18 protein-coding genes are annotated in these 19,466 nt (G+C 67.1%); 7 read left to right on the top strand and 11 right to left on the bottom strand.

What is annotated here, in order from left to right; translation table 11 throughout:
- Positions 1-3 precede the first annotated feature (3 nt).
- Genes ACIG5A_RS08690 through ACIG5A_RS08655 form a run of 8 tightly spaced genes read right to left on the bottom strand, consistent with a single transcriptional unit; the run spans position 4 to position 9,143 of the window.
- The gene (locus ACIG5A_RS08690) at positions 4-1,020 is read right to left on the bottom strand and encodes a TauD/TfdA family dioxygenase (RefSeq protein WP_397239379.1); all 1,017 of its coding nucleotides are present in this window, start codon (positions 1,018-1,020) and stop codon (positions 4-6) included.
- Positions 1,021-1,046: 26 nt separating this feature from the next.
- Positions 1,047-2,294: an ATP-grasp domain-containing protein gene (locus tag ACIG5A_RS08685; protein WP_397239377.1), complete on the bottom strand. Its 1,248-nt coding sequence runs from the start codon at positions 2,292-2,294 to the stop codon at positions 1,047-1,049.
- A gap of 23 nt (positions 2,295-2,317) precedes the next feature.
- Positions 2,318-3,541, bottom strand: a complete 1,224-nt coding sequence (locus ACIG5A_RS08680) for a methylaspartate mutase (RefSeq protein ID WP_397239375.1) — start codon at positions 3,539-3,541, stop codon at positions 2,318-2,320.
- 26 nt (positions 3,542-3,567) lie between these two features.
- Positions 3,568-5,037, bottom strand: coding sequence for a hypothetical protein (locus ACIG5A_RS08675; RefSeq protein ID WP_397239373.1), 1,470 nt, complete (start codon positions 5,035-5,037; stop codon positions 3,568-3,570).
- 14 nt (positions 5,038-5,051) lie between these two features.
- Complete coding sequence (locus ACIG5A_RS08670; protein WP_397239371.1) at positions 5,052-6,302, bottom strand: acetyl-CoA carboxylase biotin carboxylase subunit family protein; 1,251 nt, start codon at positions 6,300-6,302, stop codon at positions 5,052-5,054.
- Positions 6,302-6,784 (bottom strand): cobalamin B12-binding domain-containing protein, encoded by a 483-nt coding sequence (locus ACIG5A_RS08665; protein WP_397239369.1) that lies wholly within the window; start codon positions 6,782-6,784, stop codon positions 6,302-6,304. The genes ACIG5A_RS08670 and ACIG5A_RS08665 overlap by 1 nt, the downstream gene beginning before the upstream one ends.
- Positions 6,781-8,025 carry an MFS transporter gene (locus tag ACIG5A_RS08660; protein WP_397239367.1) on the bottom strand — a complete coding sequence of 415 codons (1,245 nt, stop codon included), beginning with the start codon at positions 8,023-8,025 and terminating at the stop codon, positions 6,781-6,783. The genes ACIG5A_RS08665 and ACIG5A_RS08660 overlap by 4 nt, the downstream gene beginning before the upstream one ends.
- A complete protein-coding gene (locus ACIG5A_RS08655) occupies positions 8,022-9,143 on the bottom strand; it encodes an LLM class flavin-dependent oxidoreductase (RefSeq protein ID WP_397239365.1) in 1,122 nt (373 codons plus the stop codon). Before ACIG5A_RS08655 ends, ACIG5A_RS08660 begins: the two co-directional genes overlap by 4 nt.
- Positions 9,144-9,428: 285 nt before the next feature.
- Between ACIG5A_RS08655 and ACIG5A_RS08650 the strand changes: the two genes are divergently transcribed.
- Positions 9,429-10,511 carry an asparagine synthetase A gene (locus ACIG5A_RS08650; RefSeq protein WP_397239363.1) on the top strand — a complete coding sequence of 361 codons (1,083 nt, stop codon included), beginning with the start codon at positions 9,429-9,431 and terminating at the stop codon, positions 10,509-10,511.
- Positions 10,508-11,764 (top strand): glutamate synthase-related protein, encoded by a 1,257-nt coding sequence (locus ACIG5A_RS08645; protein WP_397239361.1) that lies wholly within the window; start codon positions 10,508-10,510, stop codon positions 11,762-11,764. Before ACIG5A_RS08650 ends, ACIG5A_RS08645 begins: the two co-directional genes overlap by 4 nt.
- A gap of 60 nt (positions 11,765-11,824) precedes the next feature.
- Here ACIG5A_RS08645 and ACIG5A_RS08640 read toward each other — a convergent pair whose 3' ends face one another.
- From ACIG5A_RS08640 to ACIG5A_RS08630, 3 genes are all read right to left on the bottom strand, one after another.
- A complete protein-coding gene (locus tag ACIG5A_RS08640; protein ID WP_397239359.1) occupies positions 11,825-12,481 on the bottom strand; it encodes a LuxR C-terminal-related transcriptional regulator in 657 nt (218 codons plus the stop codon).
- A gap of 485 nt (positions 12,482-12,966) precedes the next feature.
- Positions 12,967-13,374 carry a hypothetical protein gene (locus ACIG5A_RS08635; RefSeq protein WP_397239357.1) on the bottom strand — a complete coding sequence of 136 codons (408 nt, stop codon included), beginning with the start codon at positions 13,372-13,374 and terminating at the stop codon, positions 12,967-12,969.
- Positions 13,375-13,909: 535 nt separating this feature from the next.
- Complete coding sequence (locus ACIG5A_RS08630; RefSeq protein ID WP_397239355.1) at positions 13,910-14,440, bottom strand: CGNR zinc finger domain-containing protein; 531 nt, start codon at positions 14,438-14,440, stop codon at positions 13,910-13,912.
- Between the two features lie 38 nt (positions 14,441-14,478).
- Between ACIG5A_RS08630 and ACIG5A_RS08625 the strand changes: the two genes are divergently transcribed.
- The 5 genes from ACIG5A_RS08625 (at position 14,479) to ACIG5A_RS08605 (ending at position 19,460) form a co-directional block, all read left to right on the top strand.
- On the top strand, positions 14,479-15,417 hold the full coding sequence (locus ACIG5A_RS08625) for an EamA family transporter (RefSeq protein WP_397239353.1): 939 nt from the start codon (positions 14,479-14,481) through the stop codon (positions 15,415-15,417).
- Positions 15,418-15,871: 454 nt separating this feature from the next.
- On the top strand, positions 15,872-16,942 hold the full coding sequence (locus ACIG5A_RS08620) for an AI-2E family transporter (protein WP_397240578.1): 1,071 nt from the start codon (positions 15,872-15,874) through the stop codon (positions 16,940-16,942).
- 120 nt (positions 16,943-17,062) lie between these two features.
- A complete protein-coding gene (locus ACIG5A_RS08615) occupies positions 17,063-18,067 on the top strand; it encodes a hypothetical protein (protein WP_397239351.1) in 1,005 nt (334 codons plus the stop codon).
- A 9-nt stretch (positions 18,068-18,076) separates the two neighbouring features.
- On the top strand, positions 18,077-18,859 hold the full coding sequence (locus ACIG5A_RS08610; RefSeq protein WP_397239349.1) for a DUF1460 domain-containing protein: 783 nt from the start codon (positions 18,077-18,079) through the stop codon (positions 18,857-18,859).
- Between the two features lie 229 nt (positions 18,860-19,088).
- Positions 19,089-19,460 carry a hypothetical protein gene (locus ACIG5A_RS08605; protein ID WP_397239347.1) on the top strand — a complete coding sequence of 124 codons (372 nt, stop codon included), beginning with the start codon at positions 19,089-19,091 and terminating at the stop codon, positions 19,458-19,460.
- The last annotated feature ends 6 nt before the right edge of the window (positions 19,461-19,466 follow it).

Genomic DNA, 19,466 nt, shown 5'->3' with positions numbered 1-19,466 from the left:
CGATCAGCGCACCGCCTGCCGCGCGGGCATCCCTTCGCGGAAGGTCGCGAACCCGGGCGGCGGCGTCGGCCCGTCGAAGGGGTTGAGCCACAGCCGAAGCAGCTCGCGCTCGATCTCCTCGGTATCGACGTAGGCGGTGCGCGCGTGCACCGTGACGCTGTTGTTCAGGAACTGGATATCGCCGGGCCGCAGCGTCATCTCGATCTTCAGCTCGGGGCGGTTGGCGATCTCCTCGAAGGTGTCGAGCGCGCGCCGTTCGATATCCGACAGATCCAGACCGAAGCGCTTGTGCGCGGATTCGATGAAGTTGCGCAGGTAGTAGCGGCAGCTGAGCCTGCCCTCGTGCCAGACGTACACCGCGTTGCGGTAGTACGGGCGCTCGTCGGGCAGCTGCTCGTCGCGGCGGTCGTAGTAGAACCCGGAGTAGTACAGCCCCAGCAGTTCTCGGTGCCGACGCAGCAGCTCGTTGTGGATGCTGACCGAGCTGGTGATGCTGCTCAGACCGCCCGCACCCGAGGATTGCAGGCAGAGCAGCCCGACGATATCGGAGCTGTCGGTGTGGAAGGGCAGCGCCGAATTGGTCTGGTAGCCACGGGTACTCGCGTTCAGCAGGCCGCCGTTTCCGTAATTGCGCACGGGCACCAGGATTTCGCCGAGTCCGTTCTGCGTCACGGCCGGGCCGAGGTGGGTGCACAGCCCCCAGTACATGAGCTCGATATCGGCGCGCGGAATGTCCTCCACCGGGAAGCCGCTGAGTACCGAGAACCCGCGGCCGAGCACGAGATCGTCGGCAACGGTGGCCAGCTTGTCGCCGAGCGCCGCCAGGGGGAAGTCATCCTTGGTGATGTCGCCGAGTTCCTTGTCGCAGGTTTTCGCGTACGCGAGCGCAGCGAACAGTTCCGCGATGTCGGTGGCGGTCAGCGGTGTGGTCCATTGCCGGGGATCGATGTAGTCGGTGCTGGTCCAGGCATTGGGACCGGTGATCTCCTGGTCGCAGATCAGAGGTGACTCGTAGTTCATGACGTGCTCCTTTCAGACCGATTCATCTACAACAGCTCGTGCTCGAGCCGGCGAAGCGTCCGATACGAGCGCTCGATCTCGGCAGCGTCGTGATGCACGAGGAACACCACCCCCGGCGACGAATTCAGATCGACCGTCGGTGTGGTGATGGCCTGGTCGGCGCGCCGGAAACGCACGCTCTCGAAGGCGGGCAGCCGCTCCAGCGCCGTGCGCAGCGCGTCGACCGGCAGCGCGATCGCGCGGTGCGCGATGAGATTGACGCAGCGCGCGTGCTCGCGGCGCGGATAGATCGCGGGCTGCGCCAGCGCGCCGCCGTCGCCGACATAGCACTCGATGGTCAGGTCCACCTGGTTCATGCCGGTGCAGCGGTCGAGCGCGGCCGGATTGGCCAGGCCGGAGATGCGCGCGCCGGTCTCCAGCAGCACCGGACCGTCGGTGGTGCAGATCAGCTCGGTGTGCGCGGGCCCGTTGGCGATGCCGAGCGCGTCGAGCACGCCCGAAACATAGTGCAGTATCTCGCTGAATCGCCGGTCCGCCGGGGAGAGCAGGTCCTCGTAGTCGTAGATCCTGCGGTTGTCGCGCACCGTCACCTTGTGGCTGATCCACGCGTCGGTGAAGCGGTGGATGCCGTCCCTGCTCACCGAATTGACGATGTACTCGTCGCCGACGAGGTACTCCTGCGCCAGCACCGCCTCGTTGGTGCGCAACATCAGATTCGTCTTGCCGAGGATGGCCTCGACCGCGTCGCGGGTCTGCTCGTCGGTGGTGCTGATGAAGACGTCGTCGGAGCCCGCGCTGTCCAGCGGCTTGACCACCATCCGCCACAGACCCGTCTCGCGGCGCCATTGCCGCAACGTCGCGGCATCGTTGCCGCGCCGCTGCCGCGCGGTGCGCAGGCCCGCCGCGGCCACCGTCTCGGCCATGTGGAACTTGTCCCTGCGCGCGTGCGACAGCGCGGGATCATTGCCGCGCAGACCGAGTTTCGCGGCGATCTCGTCGGCGACCTCGACACCGAACTCACTGGCCGCGATGACCGCGACCGGATCGAGTTCGGCGAGCAGGCGCAGCACCTCGTCGGCCTGATCGGCGTAGGAGAGGTCCGCGTCGAACAGCTCGCCGGGCAGGCTCGCGGCGAAGGTCGCCGTCAGCTCGGCGCGCGATCTGATGTGGATCAGCCGGTGACCGTCCTCCCGCACCCGGCGGGCGAGCAACGCCCCCGTGGAGAAGGCGTCCACCAGTACAACGGTGGACGGAGCGCGGCGTACTGCGGTCATGGTGGTGCATCCCATCGAGGTGTTCAGGGGATCAGTCGGCTGTCGTAGCGGTTGGCGACGTGGTCGAGCATCGCGTAGAGGCGGTCCGAACCGAGCCGGCCGAGATCGTCGCGAACGGCGCTGCCCGGCAACGGAAGTCGCCCGTGCGACCCCCAGCGCAGCGCGCCCTGCTCGTCGATGACGCAGGTCGTCGCGCCGAGGTTGTCGGTGTGCAGGCAGAAGGGCACGTCGAGCAGGCCGGACTCGAACGCCGCAAGCAGCGCGGCCCCGACGTCGGGGGCGAGGTCGAGCACGGCGTCGACGAGTGTGCGCGCCTCCTCGAGCACCTCGGCGTAGTAGTCGTCCTCGGCCGTGCCGGCCGGATCGGGCGGCCCGGCCGCCTCCTCCGCCGCGATCCGCAGCGCCGCGACGTTTTCCGCGACGGAGGGGATCTGCCATGCCTCCGAGACGGTCTTGACGATCAGGCGTTCACAGCCGGTGTCGCGGGCCAGGCGCGCGCTGTCGCGGATCAGCCGGGACGCGCCGTCGGCGGTCCGCGGGAACAGGCCCATGTAGGTGTAAAGCACGACGTGCCAGGTCATATCGCCCAGGTACTCGCCCGCCATGGTGCGCAACGCGCGCAACGCGCCGCGGTCCTGTGCGGCCAGCGTCCCCTGTGCGTAGCTGAGCGACATGTGGCGCAGCCCGTGCTGGCGGAAGAAGCAGCCCTCCAGTATGCCCATCGCGACAAGCAGCGACGGCGGGCAGAGCTGACCGAGCAGGCAGCCGCCGAAGCTCTCGATATGGCCGAATTCGGTTTCGCCCGCGAGGAATTGGCAGCTCTCCGCCCAGGCGTCGACCGCCTGCCGCAGCGGAAGCCTGCTGTAGGGCAGGCAATACGAGACCGGGCCGCCCTCGGTCGCGTCCAGGCCGACCTCGACCAGTTGATGGAAAACGCGCAGCGGCAGGGCGGTTCCGTGACGCGCCTGTACCGGGAACTCGGGCCCGTACAGTCCGCCGAGCAGCTCCCGCGTCCGCTCGGCGGGATGGGAGACGAGCGGATAGCCGTTCAGCTCCTCCCCCGCGGCCAGGCGCTCCAGCGGCGTCGTGTAATCGCCGACGCGGGTGTAGCTGTCGAGGGTGAGCGTGCCGATCACCGGAAAGTCCAGTGCGGCAACCCGGCTCAGGCCCGACCGCATCGCCTCCAGGCTGCCGAACCCCATTCGCGGCTGCACCACCAGCCGCCCCTCGCCCGCACGGTCGGCCACGAAACGATCGAGATACCCAGACACGACTACCGGCCCGAGATCAACTCGAGGGCCGGCGCGCCCGACCGTGCGTCGACGGTGCGCACCTGCGACTTGTGCGGATCGCCAGCGCGCACCCGCGCCATCACGGTGTCCGCGGCCGCGAAATCGACGAGCGAGCTGCGATACAGCGTGCGCAGATGGGTGATGGACAGCCCCGAAACCTGTTCGAGCCAGGCGATGACGTGCTCGTCCCCGAGATCGGCGCCGAGCGCGCTGTGCAGCGCGGGCACCCGATCGATCCATTCGGGATGGCACCGTTCGACGAAACGCGCCAGCCGCGTGCCCTTGTCGGTGAACGGCGAGAAGACCATGGCGACCAGCGCGTCCTGCCGCAGCCCGAACGCCCGTTCGGCGTAGGCGTCGGCGATCTCGCGCCGCTCGGCGATCTTCGCCGGCGAGTCGTAGCGGCCGAGCGCCAGATCGATGAGCTGGTCGGGCATTTCCTTCTTGCGCATCATCGTCTCGGCGAACTGCAAGTACTCGGCGATACCCGCCGCGTAGGTGCGGTCCTCCACGTACTGCGCGCGCAGCCCGCGCAGGTGGGCCATGAGAGTCGGGTTGGCGCAATCGGATTCGGTGAAGCTGAAGGCCAGATCATCGAAGCGGAAGCCGAGGAAGTCCACCACGAGATCCCAGTGGTCGTGCACCCGGTAACTCACCAGGTCGTAGATCGAGACGAAGGTCGGCTGCACCGACCGGTCGCCCACCGCGACCTCGCGCTCGGCCAGTTCGTGCTCGCCCTCGCCGAACAGCTCACGGAAGTACGCGTCGCCGATACCGCGCAATGCGGTGAGCAGATCCTGGAAGGTCATGCCGCCGCGCTGTACATCGATGCCGATGCCCTTGGCCAGCCGCAGGATCCAGGCCGCGTAGAGCGCCTGTTCGCGCCGGGAGTCACCGGTGATGATCGCGTCGACCCCGCCGCGCCACCAGGCCGCCCTGCCGTAGAAGTCGGCGACGGCCAGATTGCAGCTGTTGCAGAAGGTGGGGCGGCCGTCGCCCGCCGAGCGGTGCCCGTTCATCAGGACGTCGAGCCGGTTCATCGACACCAGGCGCTCCGGCAGCGGCAGATCGACACGGAAGCGGCGGATCTCGGTGTGGTCGATGGTGAGCAGCTCCGCCCGCTCGTCGTCCATCAGGCCGAGCGCCGAGTAGACCCGATCGATGTTCTCCATCACCGCGAGCGGCACACCGGCGTGGCGCATGTTCGCCACCCGCATCGGGAAGGTCACGCCGTGGGTGAGCTGCAGATGCAGCTGCACGGTGCGCACGAACGCGACGACATAGGTGCTGTCCTTACCACCGCCGTAGGCCACCATGACCTTGTAGCCCGCAAGCCGATCAATGCCGCCCGCGGCCTCGATCAGCCGGTCGCCGACACCGGCGACGCCGTCGCGCTCCGCCTCGGTGAGGAATCCGATCAGCCGCTCGTAGAGCGCGCGATCGTCGATCACAACCTGTCCGCCGTTCACAGCAGTTCCGCCTCGAAGTCGAAGTTCTCGATGATCTTTCGGATGCCGGCCTCGACGACGTGCTCGTCCTCGTGCAGCAGGATGAAGCGCCCTCGGTGCAGCGCGTCGTAGGCGCCGCCCGGCGCGAGCACCTGGCCCGGCGCGGGCAGCAGCTCGCGCCAGACGATCGGCACCTGATCGCGCATGGAGGACGCGCGCAGCACCCGCTCGGTCCGCTCGGCGGACTTCGGTATCACCAGCCAGCCGCCGGAGGATTCGACGGGCTCGGCGGGCGCGGCGACGGGATCGCCCGACAGCGCACGCAACCACATCTCGTAGAGATTGACGCCGAACACCTGGTTGAGCAGATGCGGCACCTCGGCGCCGCCGACCCGGCCGCCGATCTCGAGGAACACCAGCTCGCCGTCGGGGGTCAGGAATACCTCGAGGTGGAAAGGCAAGCGGCGCAGGCCGAGTGCCGCGATCACGGTCCGCGAGAACTCTTCGATCATCGACCGCACCGGCGACGGCCCGACCAGCACCGAGCCGAGCGGGGTGCCGGTGGTGAAGGCCAGGCAGTCGTTGATGTAGCGGGAGACGGCCTGGAAGGCGACCGACGCGTCGTCGTCGACGAAACCGTCGATGTGGTAGATATCCCCCGCGACGAACTCCTCGACCTCGTAGCGAACCAGCGCGCCGGTCGAGATCACCTCGGCCAGTGCCGCATCCAGCTCCGCGCGGTCGGTCACCCGGTGCACACCGATACTCGCCGCCGCGTCGACCGGCTTGAGAATCAGTGGGTAGCCGCAGGATTCGGTGAAGGCGCGGACCTGCTCCGCGTCCACGCATCCGGCGAAGCGCGGCACCCTGATGCCCGCCTCGTCCAGGATCTGTTTCATCCGCACCTTGTCCCGGTAGACGGCGACCTCGTCCACGGTCGGCCCCGGAATCCCCAGTTCCGCACGAACTTTCGCGGCCTGCTCCAGCGTGAACTCCGACAGCGCGAGCAGTTCGTCCACCGGACCGACCCGCTCGGTGATCTCCCGGACGGCCGCGCCGAGCGCCGCCACATCGTTGACGTCCTCGACGCGCACCAGGCAGGCGATCTCGGCCGGATCCGCGAGCACGCCGTCGGCGCCGAGGCCGTCGACGATGTAGCTCACCTGGTTGGCGTCGTGATCGACGAACTCCTCGTAGCGGGTCAGCTCGTTGTCCCAGCGGACACCGTCGAAGAAGCGGGGCCATCGGTTGACGATGACTATGTGCATCAGATCACCTCCGGGGTGAGGTTGCTGTCCCACGGCGTGATGGGCGCGGGCTCCGCGCGCCACGCCGAAAAGCCGTGCGCCATACCGAAACGCAGGAAATCGCCGAAGTGCGGTATGGCGTCGTCACCGGTGAACACCTCGGTGTAGCCGAGCTCGAGCAGTTCACGGCGGACCCGATCGTCATCGGAGACCGCGGTGGTCAATTTGCCGCCCGCGACGCACGGCACCTCGAGCCCGCGCTCGCGCAGGGCGTTGAGCAGGACCTGCGCACCATGGAAGCCATGGCCGTTGACGCTCGAGACGACGAGGAGATCGGGACGCTCGGCGCGGATCGCGCTCGCCACCTCCTCCGTCGGCGTGCACGGACCGAGGTTGCGCACCTCCGCGCCGTTCTCCTCGAGATATTTCTGCAGGTAGACCAGGTTCCAGAGATGGGAATCGGACTCGACGGTGCTCAGCAGGCACCGGAAACGTACATTCATGCCACGACCTCAACGGTTTCGTTCTCGCGGGCCATCAATGCCTTGCGGAAGCTGGCCATGGTCAACGGCAGGAAGACCGCGCCGAACAGGCAGAGCAGGCAGCCCAGCCAAAGCGCCAGCCGCTGTGGGCCGATGGTGGTGCCGAGACCACCGATCAGCAATCCCGCGATCGGATAGGACAACAGGTTGAGCAGATAGAACGGGCCCATCACCTTGCCGAGATGTTCGCCCGGAATGACTTTCAGCCGCTGGGTGCGGTTGTAGACGTTGTAGAGCGCGTCGCCGACGAGGATGGCGACGAAGGCGGGGGCATAGATCAGATACGACGGAGCGAGCGCGGCCACCATCAGGGCGGCACACATCAGCGAAAAGCCCGTCACTCCGATGGGTCCGACGCCGAAGCGGCGCAATATCATCGGCAGCAACAGCAGGTTGAGCAGTCCCGTCACCCCGACGGCCGCATTGAGCAGGCCATACGCCGAATCGGGTGCGTGGAAGACATCGGTGATCAATGCGGCGTTCGCGGCGACGAGCACCCCGACCACCAGATTGATGGCGAAATTGAGGATGCCGAGCAGCAGCACCGGACGGATGCCGACCATGAGCCGCCACCCGATCGCCAACTCCGCGAGCACTTCTCGGGCCGCCCGTTTCACCGCGGGCTCGCGCTCGGGGCGGGGCAGCGGCAGCCAGGTCACCGCGCTGATGCCGAAGGCGGCGGCCGCGACGAGCAGCAGCCACAGCTTGCCGAGCACCACCGCGGCGACCGTCGCCAGCGCGGGCCCGAGTGCCATGGCAAGCAGCTCCATGTTCTGCACCAGCGACTGCACCGTGGCGACCTCGCTGCCCTTGGCGATCTGCGGCACCATCTTCTCGATCGACATGCGGATCGGCGCGACGCAGATCGACAGGAACGCGCCGCCCGTCATCAAAGTGCCTGTGGTCCAGCCCGGTTGGATCAGGCATACGAGCACGACGACGACCAGGATGAGCGCGCGCATCGTCGCGACCCTCGTGAAAAGCCGTGCGCCACCGTCACGATCGGCGAGCAGGCCCGCGAACGGGTAGACGATCAGGCCGGGCAGCCATTCGAGCGCGAAGGCGAAGCCGAGGCTGGAGACCTCCTTGGTGTCCTGAAAGATCAACAGCGGCACCGCGAACAGCACCACCTGCTCGGCGATCAGCCCGAGCAGCACGCCGGTGCCGAACAGCGTGCGCTTCGGCACCGCCCGTGCCGTCATACCAGCCGTCCGCCGCGTTCGCGATCTCGGATCAGTGGCAGCACATGGGTATAGAAGATCCGCATCTCGTCGCGGGTCGGCCAGCCGGAGAAGATGAATTCGCTGACCCCGGCCGCTTTGTATTGATAGAGGTAGTCGGCGACCTCGTCGTAGCTGCCGACCACGCACAGCGCGGGACCGCCGCGATAGGGCACGAAGCCGGAGTAGATCATCGGCGACAGCCAGTCGTCGTCGGCCTGCGCGGCGAGCCGGAAGGAGGTCTTCACGGCCTCGGAATCCGATGCGGCGACGAACTTCTCGACCCACGCGCGGTGCGCCTCGTCCGGATTCTCCTGCATGGCGGCGAGATCGGCGAGCGCCTCCGCGCGGGTCGGCCTGGCGAGCACGTGCATGCGGATGCCGACCCGAGTGCCCTTGTCCAGCACCGGCCTTGCCGCCGCCGCGATGCCGTCGGGGGTGTCGCCGTAGCGCAGCCAGCAGTCGCCGTACATCGTCGCGGTCTCCTGGGCGACGCCCGATGCGCCGCTGAGGTAGATCACCGGCCTGGTGCCGCCCTTGAAGCCGAGCCCGATATCGGCCTCTTTGATCACGTAGTGGTCGCCCTCGTAGGACATCGGCTTGTCGCCGCGCCACAGCCGGTGGCAGATGTCGAGGAACTCCTGGGTGCGGGCGTAGCGTCCGTCGTGCGCCACGAAATCGCCGTAGTAGGCCTGCTCCGCCGGTGAGATGCCCGCGACCAGATTCAGCGAGATCCGCCCGTCCGACATCCAGGAGATGGTGTTCACGACCTGGGTGAACAGCGTCGGGGACAGCAGGCCCGGCCGGTAGGCGAGGATGAACGTGACGTTCTGGGTCTCCCTGACCAGCGCGCCGATCATCGGCAGCGGATCCGGCATGTAGTGCGCGATCCCCATCAGCAGCGAGTCGACACCGAGTGCGTCGGCCTCCTGCGCGAACTCGACGATCCCGTCGAAGTCCAGCACACCGACCCGATACTTATCGGTGGCCTTCTGCTGCCCGCTGTCCACCGGTGCACACCAATGAAACCTCAATTCCCCCGAATCGATCTTTTGCGAATCGGATAGCGGAGCGAAGTTCGTGCGGTCGTTGTCGTTCATTCTGTTGACATTCACTTCCGGTTCGGAGCGGGAGCGGGGTGAAAAAGGGTTGTCAGTGTCGACTCGGGCAATAGTTGATAGCAGGCCACCCTCGCATCCGTATGCGTTCCGTGGCGGTCGAACCCCATGTCAACGCCCCGACCCTGTAAATGCAAAGTAACACCGACGCACGGCACCTGTCAAAGGATCGTAATCTACTCGGACACCGAAGAATTCGACTATCTACCCCCCATCCGGGGGGTAGACGGCACGGCGTCGGCATCGGACAATTAGGCCGCAGTCAACATGTCAATTTCATGCCTCGCAGGAAGTATCCCGCGGGGATTTTCGGCGTCCCCTTCGCTACTAATGAACGGATCGGACTTGTCTGCTGAATCGACGGAGCCCGCCGTATCGGCGGTCCCCCTGCCGCGTGCCCATCTCACGTCCGAGCGCACTATTGCGACATTGACCGTACAGGGACGATTCCTGGCCGCCGCGCGGGAATTCCTCACCGCGGAGGGATTCACCGAACTGCTGCCGCCGATCATCGGTCCGGTGACCGATCCGGGCGCGCGCGGCGCGAAACAGGTCGACATCGATTACTACGGTCATCGCTACAAACTGATGACCAGCGGCATCCTGTACAAACAGGCCTCGCTGCTCGCCTTCGACAAGATCTTCCACGTTGCCCCCAATGTCCGGCTGGAACCGCTGGAGACCGCGGTGACCCATCGGCATCTCGCGGAATTCCATCAGCTCGATGTCGAGATCGCGGGTGGCGCGCGCGAGGACGCGATGGATGTGGCCGAGCGGATGACGAAGTACGCGGTGGAGTTCGTACTGAGCAGCGCGCAGCACGAACTCGAGGTATTGAACCGCGATGTCGAGCAGCTGAAGCAGATCCTCGCCGGTCCCTACGAGCGCAAGCGGCATACCGAGACGGTGGCCCAGCTGCGCGAACTCGGCTACGACCAGCGCGAGCACACCGAAATCGACTGGGCCGGTGAGGAACTCATCTCCAGTACGGCCACCCGCCCGTTCTTCATCACCGATTACCCCAAGGGGTCGCGCGGGTTCTACGACAAGGAGAACCCGGATGAGCCGGGCGCACTGCGCAATTTCGACCTGATCTTCCCCGGCGGCTTCGGTGAGATGATGAGCGGCAGCGAACGGGAGTCCGACTACCGGACGCTGCTGTCGCGGATCCGCGAGACCGGCGAGAATCCGGCCAAGTACGAGTGGTACCTCACGCTGGCCCGCGAAGGGCTGCCGTCCAGTGCGGGTTTCGGCCTCGGCGTCGAACGCTTCACCCGTTTCCTGTGTGGCCTGTCCGCTGTCTGGCAGGCGACCGCCTATCCCAAGCCACCGGGAGAGCCGCGCCCATGAGTGTGTTGAACGCCCCCGGATTTCCCGAGCGGGAGGTACGGGCGCGAGCCCGATCGGCGGCGGGCTCGGCATTTCCCGACAGCGCGCAATACGGCTCGACGCTGTTCGGGCAAGGCCCCGCGACACCGGATCGGCACGCGCTGGACGCGATCGACCGCGCCAGGCTGGTGCCGCCGGTGTTCGTGCCGCTGCGCGCGGAGAAGATGTACGACCTCGGCCGGGAACCGCTGGCCGGCGATGTCGACTTGACCACGACCATCGGCGGACTGCGATCGCTGCTGCCCGTATATGTTTCGGCATTCGGCTCCACCGCCGCGGCCGACGGCGATCTCGGCGCCGCGGTGGCGAGGCAGGCCGGTATCGCGGGTGTGCCGATGGTGATCGGCGAGAACATCGTTCCGGTCTCCGGCTACGGCCGGATGGCCGAGGAGGCGCCGAGCTCGCTGCTGCGCAGGCTCACCGAATACGCCAAGTCGGCGGCCGACGGCATCGGCGGCGTGATCGTGCAGCAGAGCACCGAGGACGCCGACGCCGAGGTGTGGAATCTGGTGTACAGCGATCCGGCCAGCGAACCGCTGCTGACCACCGGGCGGCTGGCCTTCGAGCTGAAGGTGGGCCAGGGCGCGAAGCCAGGCCTCGGCGGCATGACGCTGGTGCCGCGCGAGCGGGCCGCCGACCTGTCGGCGCAGTACGACATCGTCGACGTCTACGGCGGCGACGCACCGGTACTGCGCTGCGCGACACCGGGCACCTTCACCGACGAGATCCTGCGGCAGCAGATTCGGTTGATGCGCAACAACTATCCGCGCTGCCGCATCTGGGTGAAGCTGCCGCCGTCGCGCGATGTGGGCGAGGCCGCCGAGGTCGCGTGGGCGGCGGGCGCCGACGCGGTCACCGTGGACGGCGCGGAGGGCGGCACCGGGTGGGCGCCGAACGGGTTCCTCGAGCACGTGGGGCTGCCGCTGGCCGAATGCCTGCGCAGGCTCACCGGCCGCGACCGGCACGACGGCAGCCTGCTCGTGTCCGGGCGCTGCTGGGAGGGTACGCGGATGGTGAAAACCCTCGCGCTGGGGGCGACCGCCGCCGGCCTCGGCCGCGCGGCGCTGATCGCCGCCGACGAGGATCCCGACGACGGCCTGCGCAACCTGCTCGGTTCGCTCGAGCTGGAATTGCGGCTGCTGATCAGCGCGCTCGGCAAGTACCGTGTCGCGGAACTTTCCGACGAGGACATCTGGTTCCCTACTGGCACATAGGAATTGGGCCCTCCTGCACGGATTCACGTGCCGGACAGCCCAATTCGGATACCTACCCCGTCAGTGATCCATTCCCGCGCGCACGGCGAGCACCGCGGCCTCGATCCGGCTCGACACCCCCAGCTTGCCGAGGATCCGGCTGACGTGTTCCTTCACCGTGTCCGGACTGATGAACAGCCGGGCGCCGACCTCGCGATTCGACATGCCGTCCACGAGCAGCACCAGCACCTCCCGCTCCCGATCGGTCAGTGTCGAAAGGCGCTGATGCGTACCGGCGGCGCGCGCAGGCGCCACCGGCCGCGGTGACGCGGTCATCAGCACGCCGGAGGCCAGCAGCTGCAGACCGTTCAGCACCGGCTCGAGGCCGAGGTCGAGTGCGAAAGCCGCGTCTACGCAATCAATGATCTGCCCGTCGACCTCACGGTGCACGAGCAGCACGATCAGCGGCGGGCTGCTCAGCGACCGCAGCCGCCGCACCGTGGCGGGCAGCCCGTCCTGTGGGAGCGCGTCGAGCACGATGATGTCCGGACACCACCATGCCGCCCGCTCGACGACATCGCGCCACCCGCACGCGCCCGCCGCCGTCAGGTTGTCCACCGTGGCGAGACCGTGTTCGAAGTGCTCCAGCGTGAATGGTGAATCCGATACCAGCAGAACGGATTTCGTATCCTCCGGCGCGGCGGCCGGATAGGCGTTGGTCTGGATCCGAGCGAGCATGCGTCATCTCCCGTGCTTCGAGCGCGGATGGCAGGACTGGTTACGGAAATCGACCGCGCCGAGTGAGCCGATCCCGATGTCTTTGATCCCCGACAAGTGCTTACGGCCCCCGGCAATGAATGGTTCACCGCCGCTCGGATAACCCCCGGCAACACCGCTGCCCGCCCACCGGACTTCGCCTCCCATCCCCATCGGGCATTCGATCCACGGCGCGGAATCGGCGCGCACCGGGTCCGCCGCGGCGGACCGGCCGGACCACCCGTCCTCGCGCAATTCCGTCGCAATCGGCCGTGGCAAGCGCCCGACATCCGCGTCGGATATTTCGATATCGGAAACAGGCAGGTCCACAAATGATTCGCGCATCTTGAACGTCCTAGCTCATTCGGGCACCACAGGACGCCCCGAATAGCACTCGCCGGCATTCCCCGAACCGGCGCGCACCATTACGGTGGCGATCCTGCGATCACTGTGACGGCGACCGGAATTCAGTACCAGCCGACCATGGTCTTGTGCATTGCCCCGCCCAGTCGCGACGGATAATCGCCGGTGATTATCCGCGCCGGATCCGCAAACACTGTCGCAGAGATCTCGGTGAATGGATTTTCCCGCCATTGGCGAGTGAATTCCGCACGTGCTCTATCGCGGCAGATCGCCACCCCGCGGTGGCGCGCGATCGCGTCACGGACTCCGCGCCGCGCCATCTCCCCATGGCTGCGGGCACGGTCTACCAGGTCGTGGGCCGGATTCGGGTCGGTTGTCGCCCGCCGGTCGTTCGGCTCATCGTCGAGACCACTCGAGGTCGGAGGATGGACCGGATCCTCGTCACTCGCCGGCGGCGCGGCTACATCATCGTCAACCCACGCGCCATCGAAACTTCCCGGAATCAGAACCACGGTACCCATGCATTACTTCCGATCGAACTCTCGCTGGCCGCCTGCGAACGAGTCGACCCGCCGATTTCGGTCGACCGATCGCCGCTATTCTGCTAGAGGAGACCTGATCCATCTCGCAGTAGCTTCGCAGTCCAGTGAAATATTCGGATCAAGGATCCCCCTCCTTCACGTACCGAGCGGTCCACTAGGTACGCATTCGATCGTAGCGCCGAAGCGGACATCGAACATCCCCCCCATTCGGGTGGCTACTCGGGTGGGGCCCTTTACTACCTGAACCGATGATTCAACATTCGACCATCCGGTAAGCGCACCGCGCCGTCGGCGCCGCTGTGCGGGAATCCCCGGCAGCGGAATCAACCCCGCGAGCGTGAATACTCGGTTACCCTCTGCCACCCCACCTACACCATAGGCCAGATGACAGCGTGAGACGAATCAGGCCGCATCCTCCGTTACGGTCAAAGAATACCGACCAGTACACAAGAATGGCGACCGAAATCACGACGCACGTCAGGAGCAGGCTACGCCGATCGGCGGCTCATTTCTTCCTGGCGCGATAGGCGGCGACGGCGTTGCGGTTGCCGCAGGCGGTGCTGCAGTAGCGGCGAGAACGGTTGCGGGACAGGTCGAGCACGATGCCGTCGCAGGCGTCGTCGGCACAGAGCGCGAGCCGGCTCATGTCGTCCGCGCGGATCAGATCGATCATCGCCATCGCCGTTTCCACGGCGATCCGGTCGGGCAGCGCGGCCTCCGGCGCCACCGCGTGGATGTGATAGTCGACGGTGCCGTGCCTGACCAGCTGCGGCAGCGCCCGATGCCGTGTCAGCGTCTCGTTGACCAGCACCGCCGCGGTATCGCGATCACTGGTCAGCATCCGGCGCAGCGGCGCGCGCAGCGCGCGGACCGCGGCGAGTTCCGCGACATCGCCGGTGTGCGCCCCGGTGTAGATGTGCTTGTCGAAAAACTCGTCGAGCTGGGCGATCTCGGTCAGCGTGTCCGGATCCTCGGCCGAATTCACCAGCTCGACCGCGGCGAGCAGCGCCGCCTCGGTGTCATGAGCGAAAACCATGTTGACAGATTACTCGACCGACTTTAGCGTCATCAGCCATGGCAACTATGACTCATGACACCGCCGTTCAGCGGCGACTGCGCTCGGGTTTGATCTGCGCGGTGGTGTCCGCGTCGTCGTTCGGGCTCTCCGGCCCATTGGCCCGCGGCCTGATGAACGCGGGCTGGAGCGCCGCCTCGGTGGTCGCGGTCCGCGTGCTCGTCGCCGCCGTCGTCCTGGTGCCGATCGCCCTGATACAGCTGCGTGGCGACTGGCAACTGTTGCGCCGCAACGCATCTCTGATCGCCGTCTACGGTCTCGTCGCCGTCGCCGGTACCCAGCTCGCCTACTTCAACGCCGTCTCGTACATGCCGGTCGGCGTGGCGTTGCTGATCGAATTCACCGCGCCGATCGCCGTCGTCGGCTGGCTGTGGCTGCGGCACGACCAGCGTCCGACCGGCGCGACGGTCGCGGGCGCCATGCTCGGCATCACCGGCCTCGTGCTCGTCATCGACCTGCGCTCCGGATTGTCGGCGAGCTGGGTCGGCATGGCATGGGCGCTGGCCACCGTGGTCGGCGCGGCCGCCTACTTCATCCTCTCGGCACACGGCGACGGCACGCTGCCGGGCACCGTCCTCGCCGCGGGCGGACTGCTGATCGGCGGGCTCGGACTGCTCGCCGCGGGCGCGGCGGGCATCGTGCCACTGCACGCCACCACGAATCCCGTTGTCTTCCAAGACTTCACCACCTCGTGGTGGCTACCCGTCCTACTGCTCGGCGTGGTGACCGCCGCGCTGTCCTACGTCACCGGCATCGCCGCGAGCCGCCTGCTCGGCTCCCGCCTCGCCTCCTTCACCGGCCTGCTCGAGGTGCTCGCCGCACTCACCTTCGCCTGGGCGCTGCTAGGCGAAACCCCACACCCCATCCAACTCCTCGGCGGCGCACTGATTCTCACCGGCGTGATCGCCGTGCGCCGCGGCGAGACCACCACCGACTGACACCCACCTCCACCCGACACACAGGGACCCCGACCGGAGCCGGGGTCCCTCGTGGTCGCACCGACCGTTGTGCGAGTTGAACTCTCAGCACCCCGGCCTCGAGAGTGAGCCTGTCACATCCGCCGCGATTCGGCGCGCCGAGCGCCGCACATCCGCACGTGCGCCGGCACGTGCACCTGTACACCCGCCCCCAACACCGATTTTCAGGGGAAATGACCCCATCGACCCCCCATGAGATAACGAAACGGCAACATCGACCTGGGTATGTATCCGAATCGTTCGCTCCGCGACCCGCCCGGTTCGGCGAATTCCCTTGCCCCGCAACCATTGACAGACCCGCGCGACGGGTCGGACCTGCTCACGCGGTACACCGTGCCAGACTGGCGGCGTGAGCGAGAAGGACGGCAAGAAGGTCGCAGCGCGCGATCGTGGGGATGCGATCGGCGCCGGGATCATGTGGCTGGCCAAATGGGCGCTGTGCGTCGTGGCGATCGCGGCCGGGGCGTGGGTGCTCGGGTTCGTCATCGCGAAGCTGTGGGTGGTGCTGCTGCCGATCCTGCTCGCGGTGGTCATCTCGACCGTGCTGTGGCCGCCGACCCGCTGGCTCACCCGGCACGGCTTCCGGCCCGCCGCGGCGGCCTCGGTCACGGTGCTCGGGTTCATCGGGGTACTCGCCGGCGTCATCGCGCTGATCGTGCCCTCGGTCGTCGATCAGGCGCCGGAGCTGGCCGACAAGGCGACCGGCGGCGTGAACAAGGTGCGGGACTGGCTACAGGGGCCGCCGCTGCACGTGCGCGACGAGCAGCTCGAATCCGCCGTGAAGGCGATCGTCGATCGGCTGCAATCCAGTTCGACGCAGATCGCCTCCGGTGTCTTCTCCGGTGTCAGCACCGCGACCTCGACGCTGGTCACGCTGTTCCTGGTGCTGGTGCTGACGTTCTTCTTCGTCAAAGACGGGCCGCGCCTGCTGCCGTGGCTGCACGCGGTGCTCGGCAGCCGCAGCGGCCGCCATCTCGAGGAGGTGCTGAACCGGATCTGGAGCACCCTCGGCGGATTCATCCGGACCCAGGCGCTGGTCAGCCTGATCGACGCGGTGTTCATCGGCGCCGGACTGCTGCTGCTCGACGTGCCGCTCGCCTTCGTGCTCGCGGTGCTCACCTTCATCGGCGGCTTCGTACCGATCGTCGGCGCGTTCGTGGCGGGCGCGCTCGCCGTACTCGTCGCGCTGGTGGCCAACGGGGTCACCACGGCGCTGATCGTGCTCGGCATCATCCTCGCCGTGCAGCAGCTGGAAGGCAATGTGCTGCAGCCGGTCCTGCAGAGCAGGAGTATGCAGCTGCACGCGGTGGTCGTCCTTGTCGCGGTGACCGCGGGCGGCTCGCTGTACGGCATCGTCGGCGCGTTCCTCGCGGTGCCGGTGGCCGCCGTCGCCGCGGTGGTGCTGCGCTACCTCGGCGAGCAGATCGATATCGTCACCGCACCACCCGCCGAGGAGACCGAGGATTGCGAGCCGGTACCGGAGTAGCGCGGCACCCCTCGTGATGGTTTGTGATGCAACACATCTGGCTTTCGCTGGGCAGATCCGGCTATGGTGCACCTTCGCCTCGGTTACCCGAGCCGCCGATTCGACCCATGGAGTGATCTGGTGTTGCGCGACGTTCCGACCAAGCCATACCGCAGGGCAGCTACCGGGCTGGCCACGGCGCTGATCGGGGCGGCGCTGACCGTCACCGCCGCGAATCCGGCGGGCGCGGAACCCGTCTCGGAGCTGCCGATCGGCGTCGAGGCGAGCTTCATGGTGTTCGACCGCGAGACCGGCTCGGCGAGCGTGCAGTTCGAGGCGCACAAGCAGTACCGATCGGCCTCGGTGGTCAAGCTGCTCATCGCACTGGACTACCTGGAGTCGCACGATTTATCGCTCACCACGCCGTCCGATGATCTGGCGCGGCTGCAGGCGATGCTGCGCTCCAGCGACGACGACACCGCGAGCTACCTGTGGATCGAGAACGGGTGGGACGCGATCATCGATCGGTCGGTGGCCAAGCTCGGACTGACCGATACCGCGCCGCCCGCCAAGCGCGGTATGTGGGGCTACACCGCGATCAGCGCGGCCGATGTGGTGACGATCTACCGCTACATCCTCGAGACCGCGAATCCGGCGATCCGCGACTTCATCATGAGCAACCTGCACCAGTCCACGAAATGCGGCCAGGACGGTTTCGACCAGTCCTTCGGCATCAGCAGGGCACTCACCCACCAGCCCAAGGCCGTCAAGCAGGGCTGGTCGGGCTTCGGCGACGAACCGGAACCGGGCAAGGTCTGCGCACCGAGCAATCCGAAGGCGCCTGCCCCGCCGGGCGCCATGAGCGCGGCCGCCACCGGCCCCGTCGTCTTCGGCCCCGACGGCATCCGCGAAACCTGGACGACCACGCAGGGATCGGCGCCGAACCGCGCGCCCGCGATCAACCTCGACAAGCGGGCCATGCACACCACCGGCACCGTCGGTGAGCACGACGAGAAGATCGTCGTCGTGCTCACGCTCGAACCCAAGGAGACCACCTGGGAGGACGCGGCCCAGCGGGTCACCCTGGTGACCAAGACCGCCGACCTGGCCAACTGGGGAGCGTCTTCGGGGCTCGGCACGCGCTAGCGTGGGGCCATGCGCCCCCTCGTTCGCCTGCTGCTCATGGTCGTCGTGCTCGCCTGTGCCGCCGCACTCGGCGCCCCGCGCGCGCTGGCGTTCGACGACGTCACCGCGCGCAAGCTCGATGAGCTGCTCGCGTCGCGCGTCGGCGTGCAGGGCAAAGGCGAACTGATCGAGATGCTCTCGCGCGGGCTGCTCGGCACACCGTACGGCGCGGATATGCTCGTCGGCTCGGCGACCGAGCCCGAACAGCTCGTGATCGATCTGCGCCGGGTGGACTGCTTCACCTATCTCGACTACGTCGAGGCGCTCAGCAGGTCCACCGACCGGGATCAGTTCGTGGCGAACCTGATCGAGACCAGGTACACCGGCGGCCGCGTCGATTTCGCCCAGCGCAAACACTTCTTCAGCGATTGGTCGCACACCGCGCGCGTCGCCGCCACCGACATCACCGCGTCGCTGAGCACCGCCGCGGTGACCGTCGGCAAGAGCCTCAACGCGAAAGCCGATGGCGGACGCTATCTTCCGGGGCTGCCGGTGGTCGATCGCGCGATCACCTACCTGCCGTCCGCCGCCGTCGACGGCTCGGTCGTGAGCCAGTTGCGCACCGGGGACTACATCGGCGCATACGCCGACCAGCCCGGCCTGGACGTCACCCACGTCGGCATCTTCGTCATGACCGCGGCGGGCCCGGTGTTCCGCAACGCCTCCTCGCTCGCCGACTACCGGGTGATCGACTCCCCCTTCGCCGACTACGTCCGGTCGACGCCGGGCATCGTGGTGCTGCGCCAGCGCTGAGGCGAAAGTTATTGATACCAAAAGGTATTCAATTAGCTGGAGTTTGCTGGAACCCGAAAGATACTGATACCGAAAGGTATTCTTAGCTCGTTTCCACGGGAAACGCATTGCCGAGCCGAAATTATCGCGCTCAGGCCTTACATCATCCGCCGCCGGTGTGTAGCGTCTGGAACCCTGAAAACCCTTACACGACAAGGCCGGAGCGCGGGTGATCGGTATTGACGGCTGCTTGAAACGCATCATGGACATTCCCGGTGCGTGCAGCGTGACACTGGTGGACGGCACGAGCGGACTCGCGATCGCCGCGGCAAGCAACAACAATGCGATCGACCAGCACGAGGACGCCGCGGAAACCACCGACGTCGTCCGCGCGGTGCTCGACTGCCCCGCGCTGGCGACCGGCGAGGACAGCGACGACGTCGCCGAAATCATCGTCTGCGGCGCACGCGGATTCCATCTCTTACATCTACTGAACGGCGACTCGGACAGCCGGCTATTCGTGCATGTGCTCTGCGCGGGCGACACCGGGAATCTGGCGCTCGCACGATTCCAGCTCCGGGGAATTCTCGCCGAATCGGCCGAGGACGGTCTCGGGCGTTGAACTCAC

It is taken from the genome of Nocardia sp. NPDC052566 (assembly GCF_044547285.1).
Lineage (GTDB): Bacteria > Actinomycetota > Actinomycetes > Mycobacteriales > Mycobacteriaceae > Nocardia.
Note: the sequence above shows the minus strand (reverse complement) of the source record. Positions and strands in the feature narration are given on the sequence as shown.

Excerpts from the sequence above, each read along its gene's own strand:
- ACIG5A_RS08620 (WP_397240578.1), top strand. The coding sequence starts at position 15,872 with ATGTGGCTGGCCAAATGGGCGCTGTGCGTCGTGGCGATCGCGGCCGGG.
- ACIG5A_RS08625 (WP_397239353.1), top strand. The coding sequence starts at position 14,479 with ATGGCAACTATGACTCATGACACCGCCGTTCAGCGGCGACTGCGCTCG.
- ACIG5A_RS08630 (WP_397239355.1), bottom strand. The coding sequence starts at position 14,440 with ATGGTTTTCGCTCATGACACCGAGGCGGCGCTGCTCGCCGCGGTCGAG.
- ACIG5A_RS08670 (WP_397239371.1), bottom strand. The coding sequence starts at position 6,302 with ATGCACATAGTCATCGTCAACCGATGGCCCCGCTTCTTCGACGGTGTC.
- ACIG5A_RS08660 (WP_397239367.1), bottom strand. The coding sequence starts at position 8,025 with ATGACGGCACGGGCGGTGCCGAAGCGCACGCTGTTCGGCACCGGCGTG.
- ACIG5A_RS08640 (WP_397239359.1), bottom strand. The coding sequence starts at position 12,481 with ATGCTCGCTCGGATCCAGACCAACGCCTATCCGGCCGCCGCGCCGGAG.
- ACIG5A_RS08685 (WP_397239377.1), bottom strand. The coding sequence starts at position 2,294 with ATGACCGCAGTACGCCGCGCTCCGTCCACCGTTGTACTGGTGGACGCC.
- ACIG5A_RS08645 (WP_397239361.1), top strand. The coding sequence starts at position 10,508 with ATGAGTGTGTTGAACGCCCCCGGATTTCCCGAGCGGGAGGTACGGGCG.
- ACIG5A_RS08650 (WP_397239363.1), top strand. The coding sequence starts at position 9,429 with ATGTCAATTTCATGCCTCGCAGGAAGTATCCCGCGGGGATTTTCGGCG.
- ACIG5A_RS08655 (WP_397239365.1), bottom strand. The coding sequence starts at position 9,143 with ATGAACGACAACGACCGCACGAACTTCGCTCCGCTATCCGATTCGCAA.
- ACIG5A_RS08665 (WP_397239369.1), bottom strand. The coding sequence starts at position 6,784 with ATGAATGTACGTTTCCGGTGCCTGCTGAGCACCGTCGAGTCCGATTCC.
- ACIG5A_RS08690 (WP_397239379.1), bottom strand. The coding sequence starts at position 1,020 with ATGAACTACGAGTCACCTCTGATCTGCGACCAGGAGATCACCGGTCCC.
- ACIG5A_RS08610 (WP_397239349.1), top strand. The coding sequence starts at position 18,077 with ATGCGCCCCCTCGTTCGCCTGCTGCTCATGGTCGTCGTGCTCGCCTGT.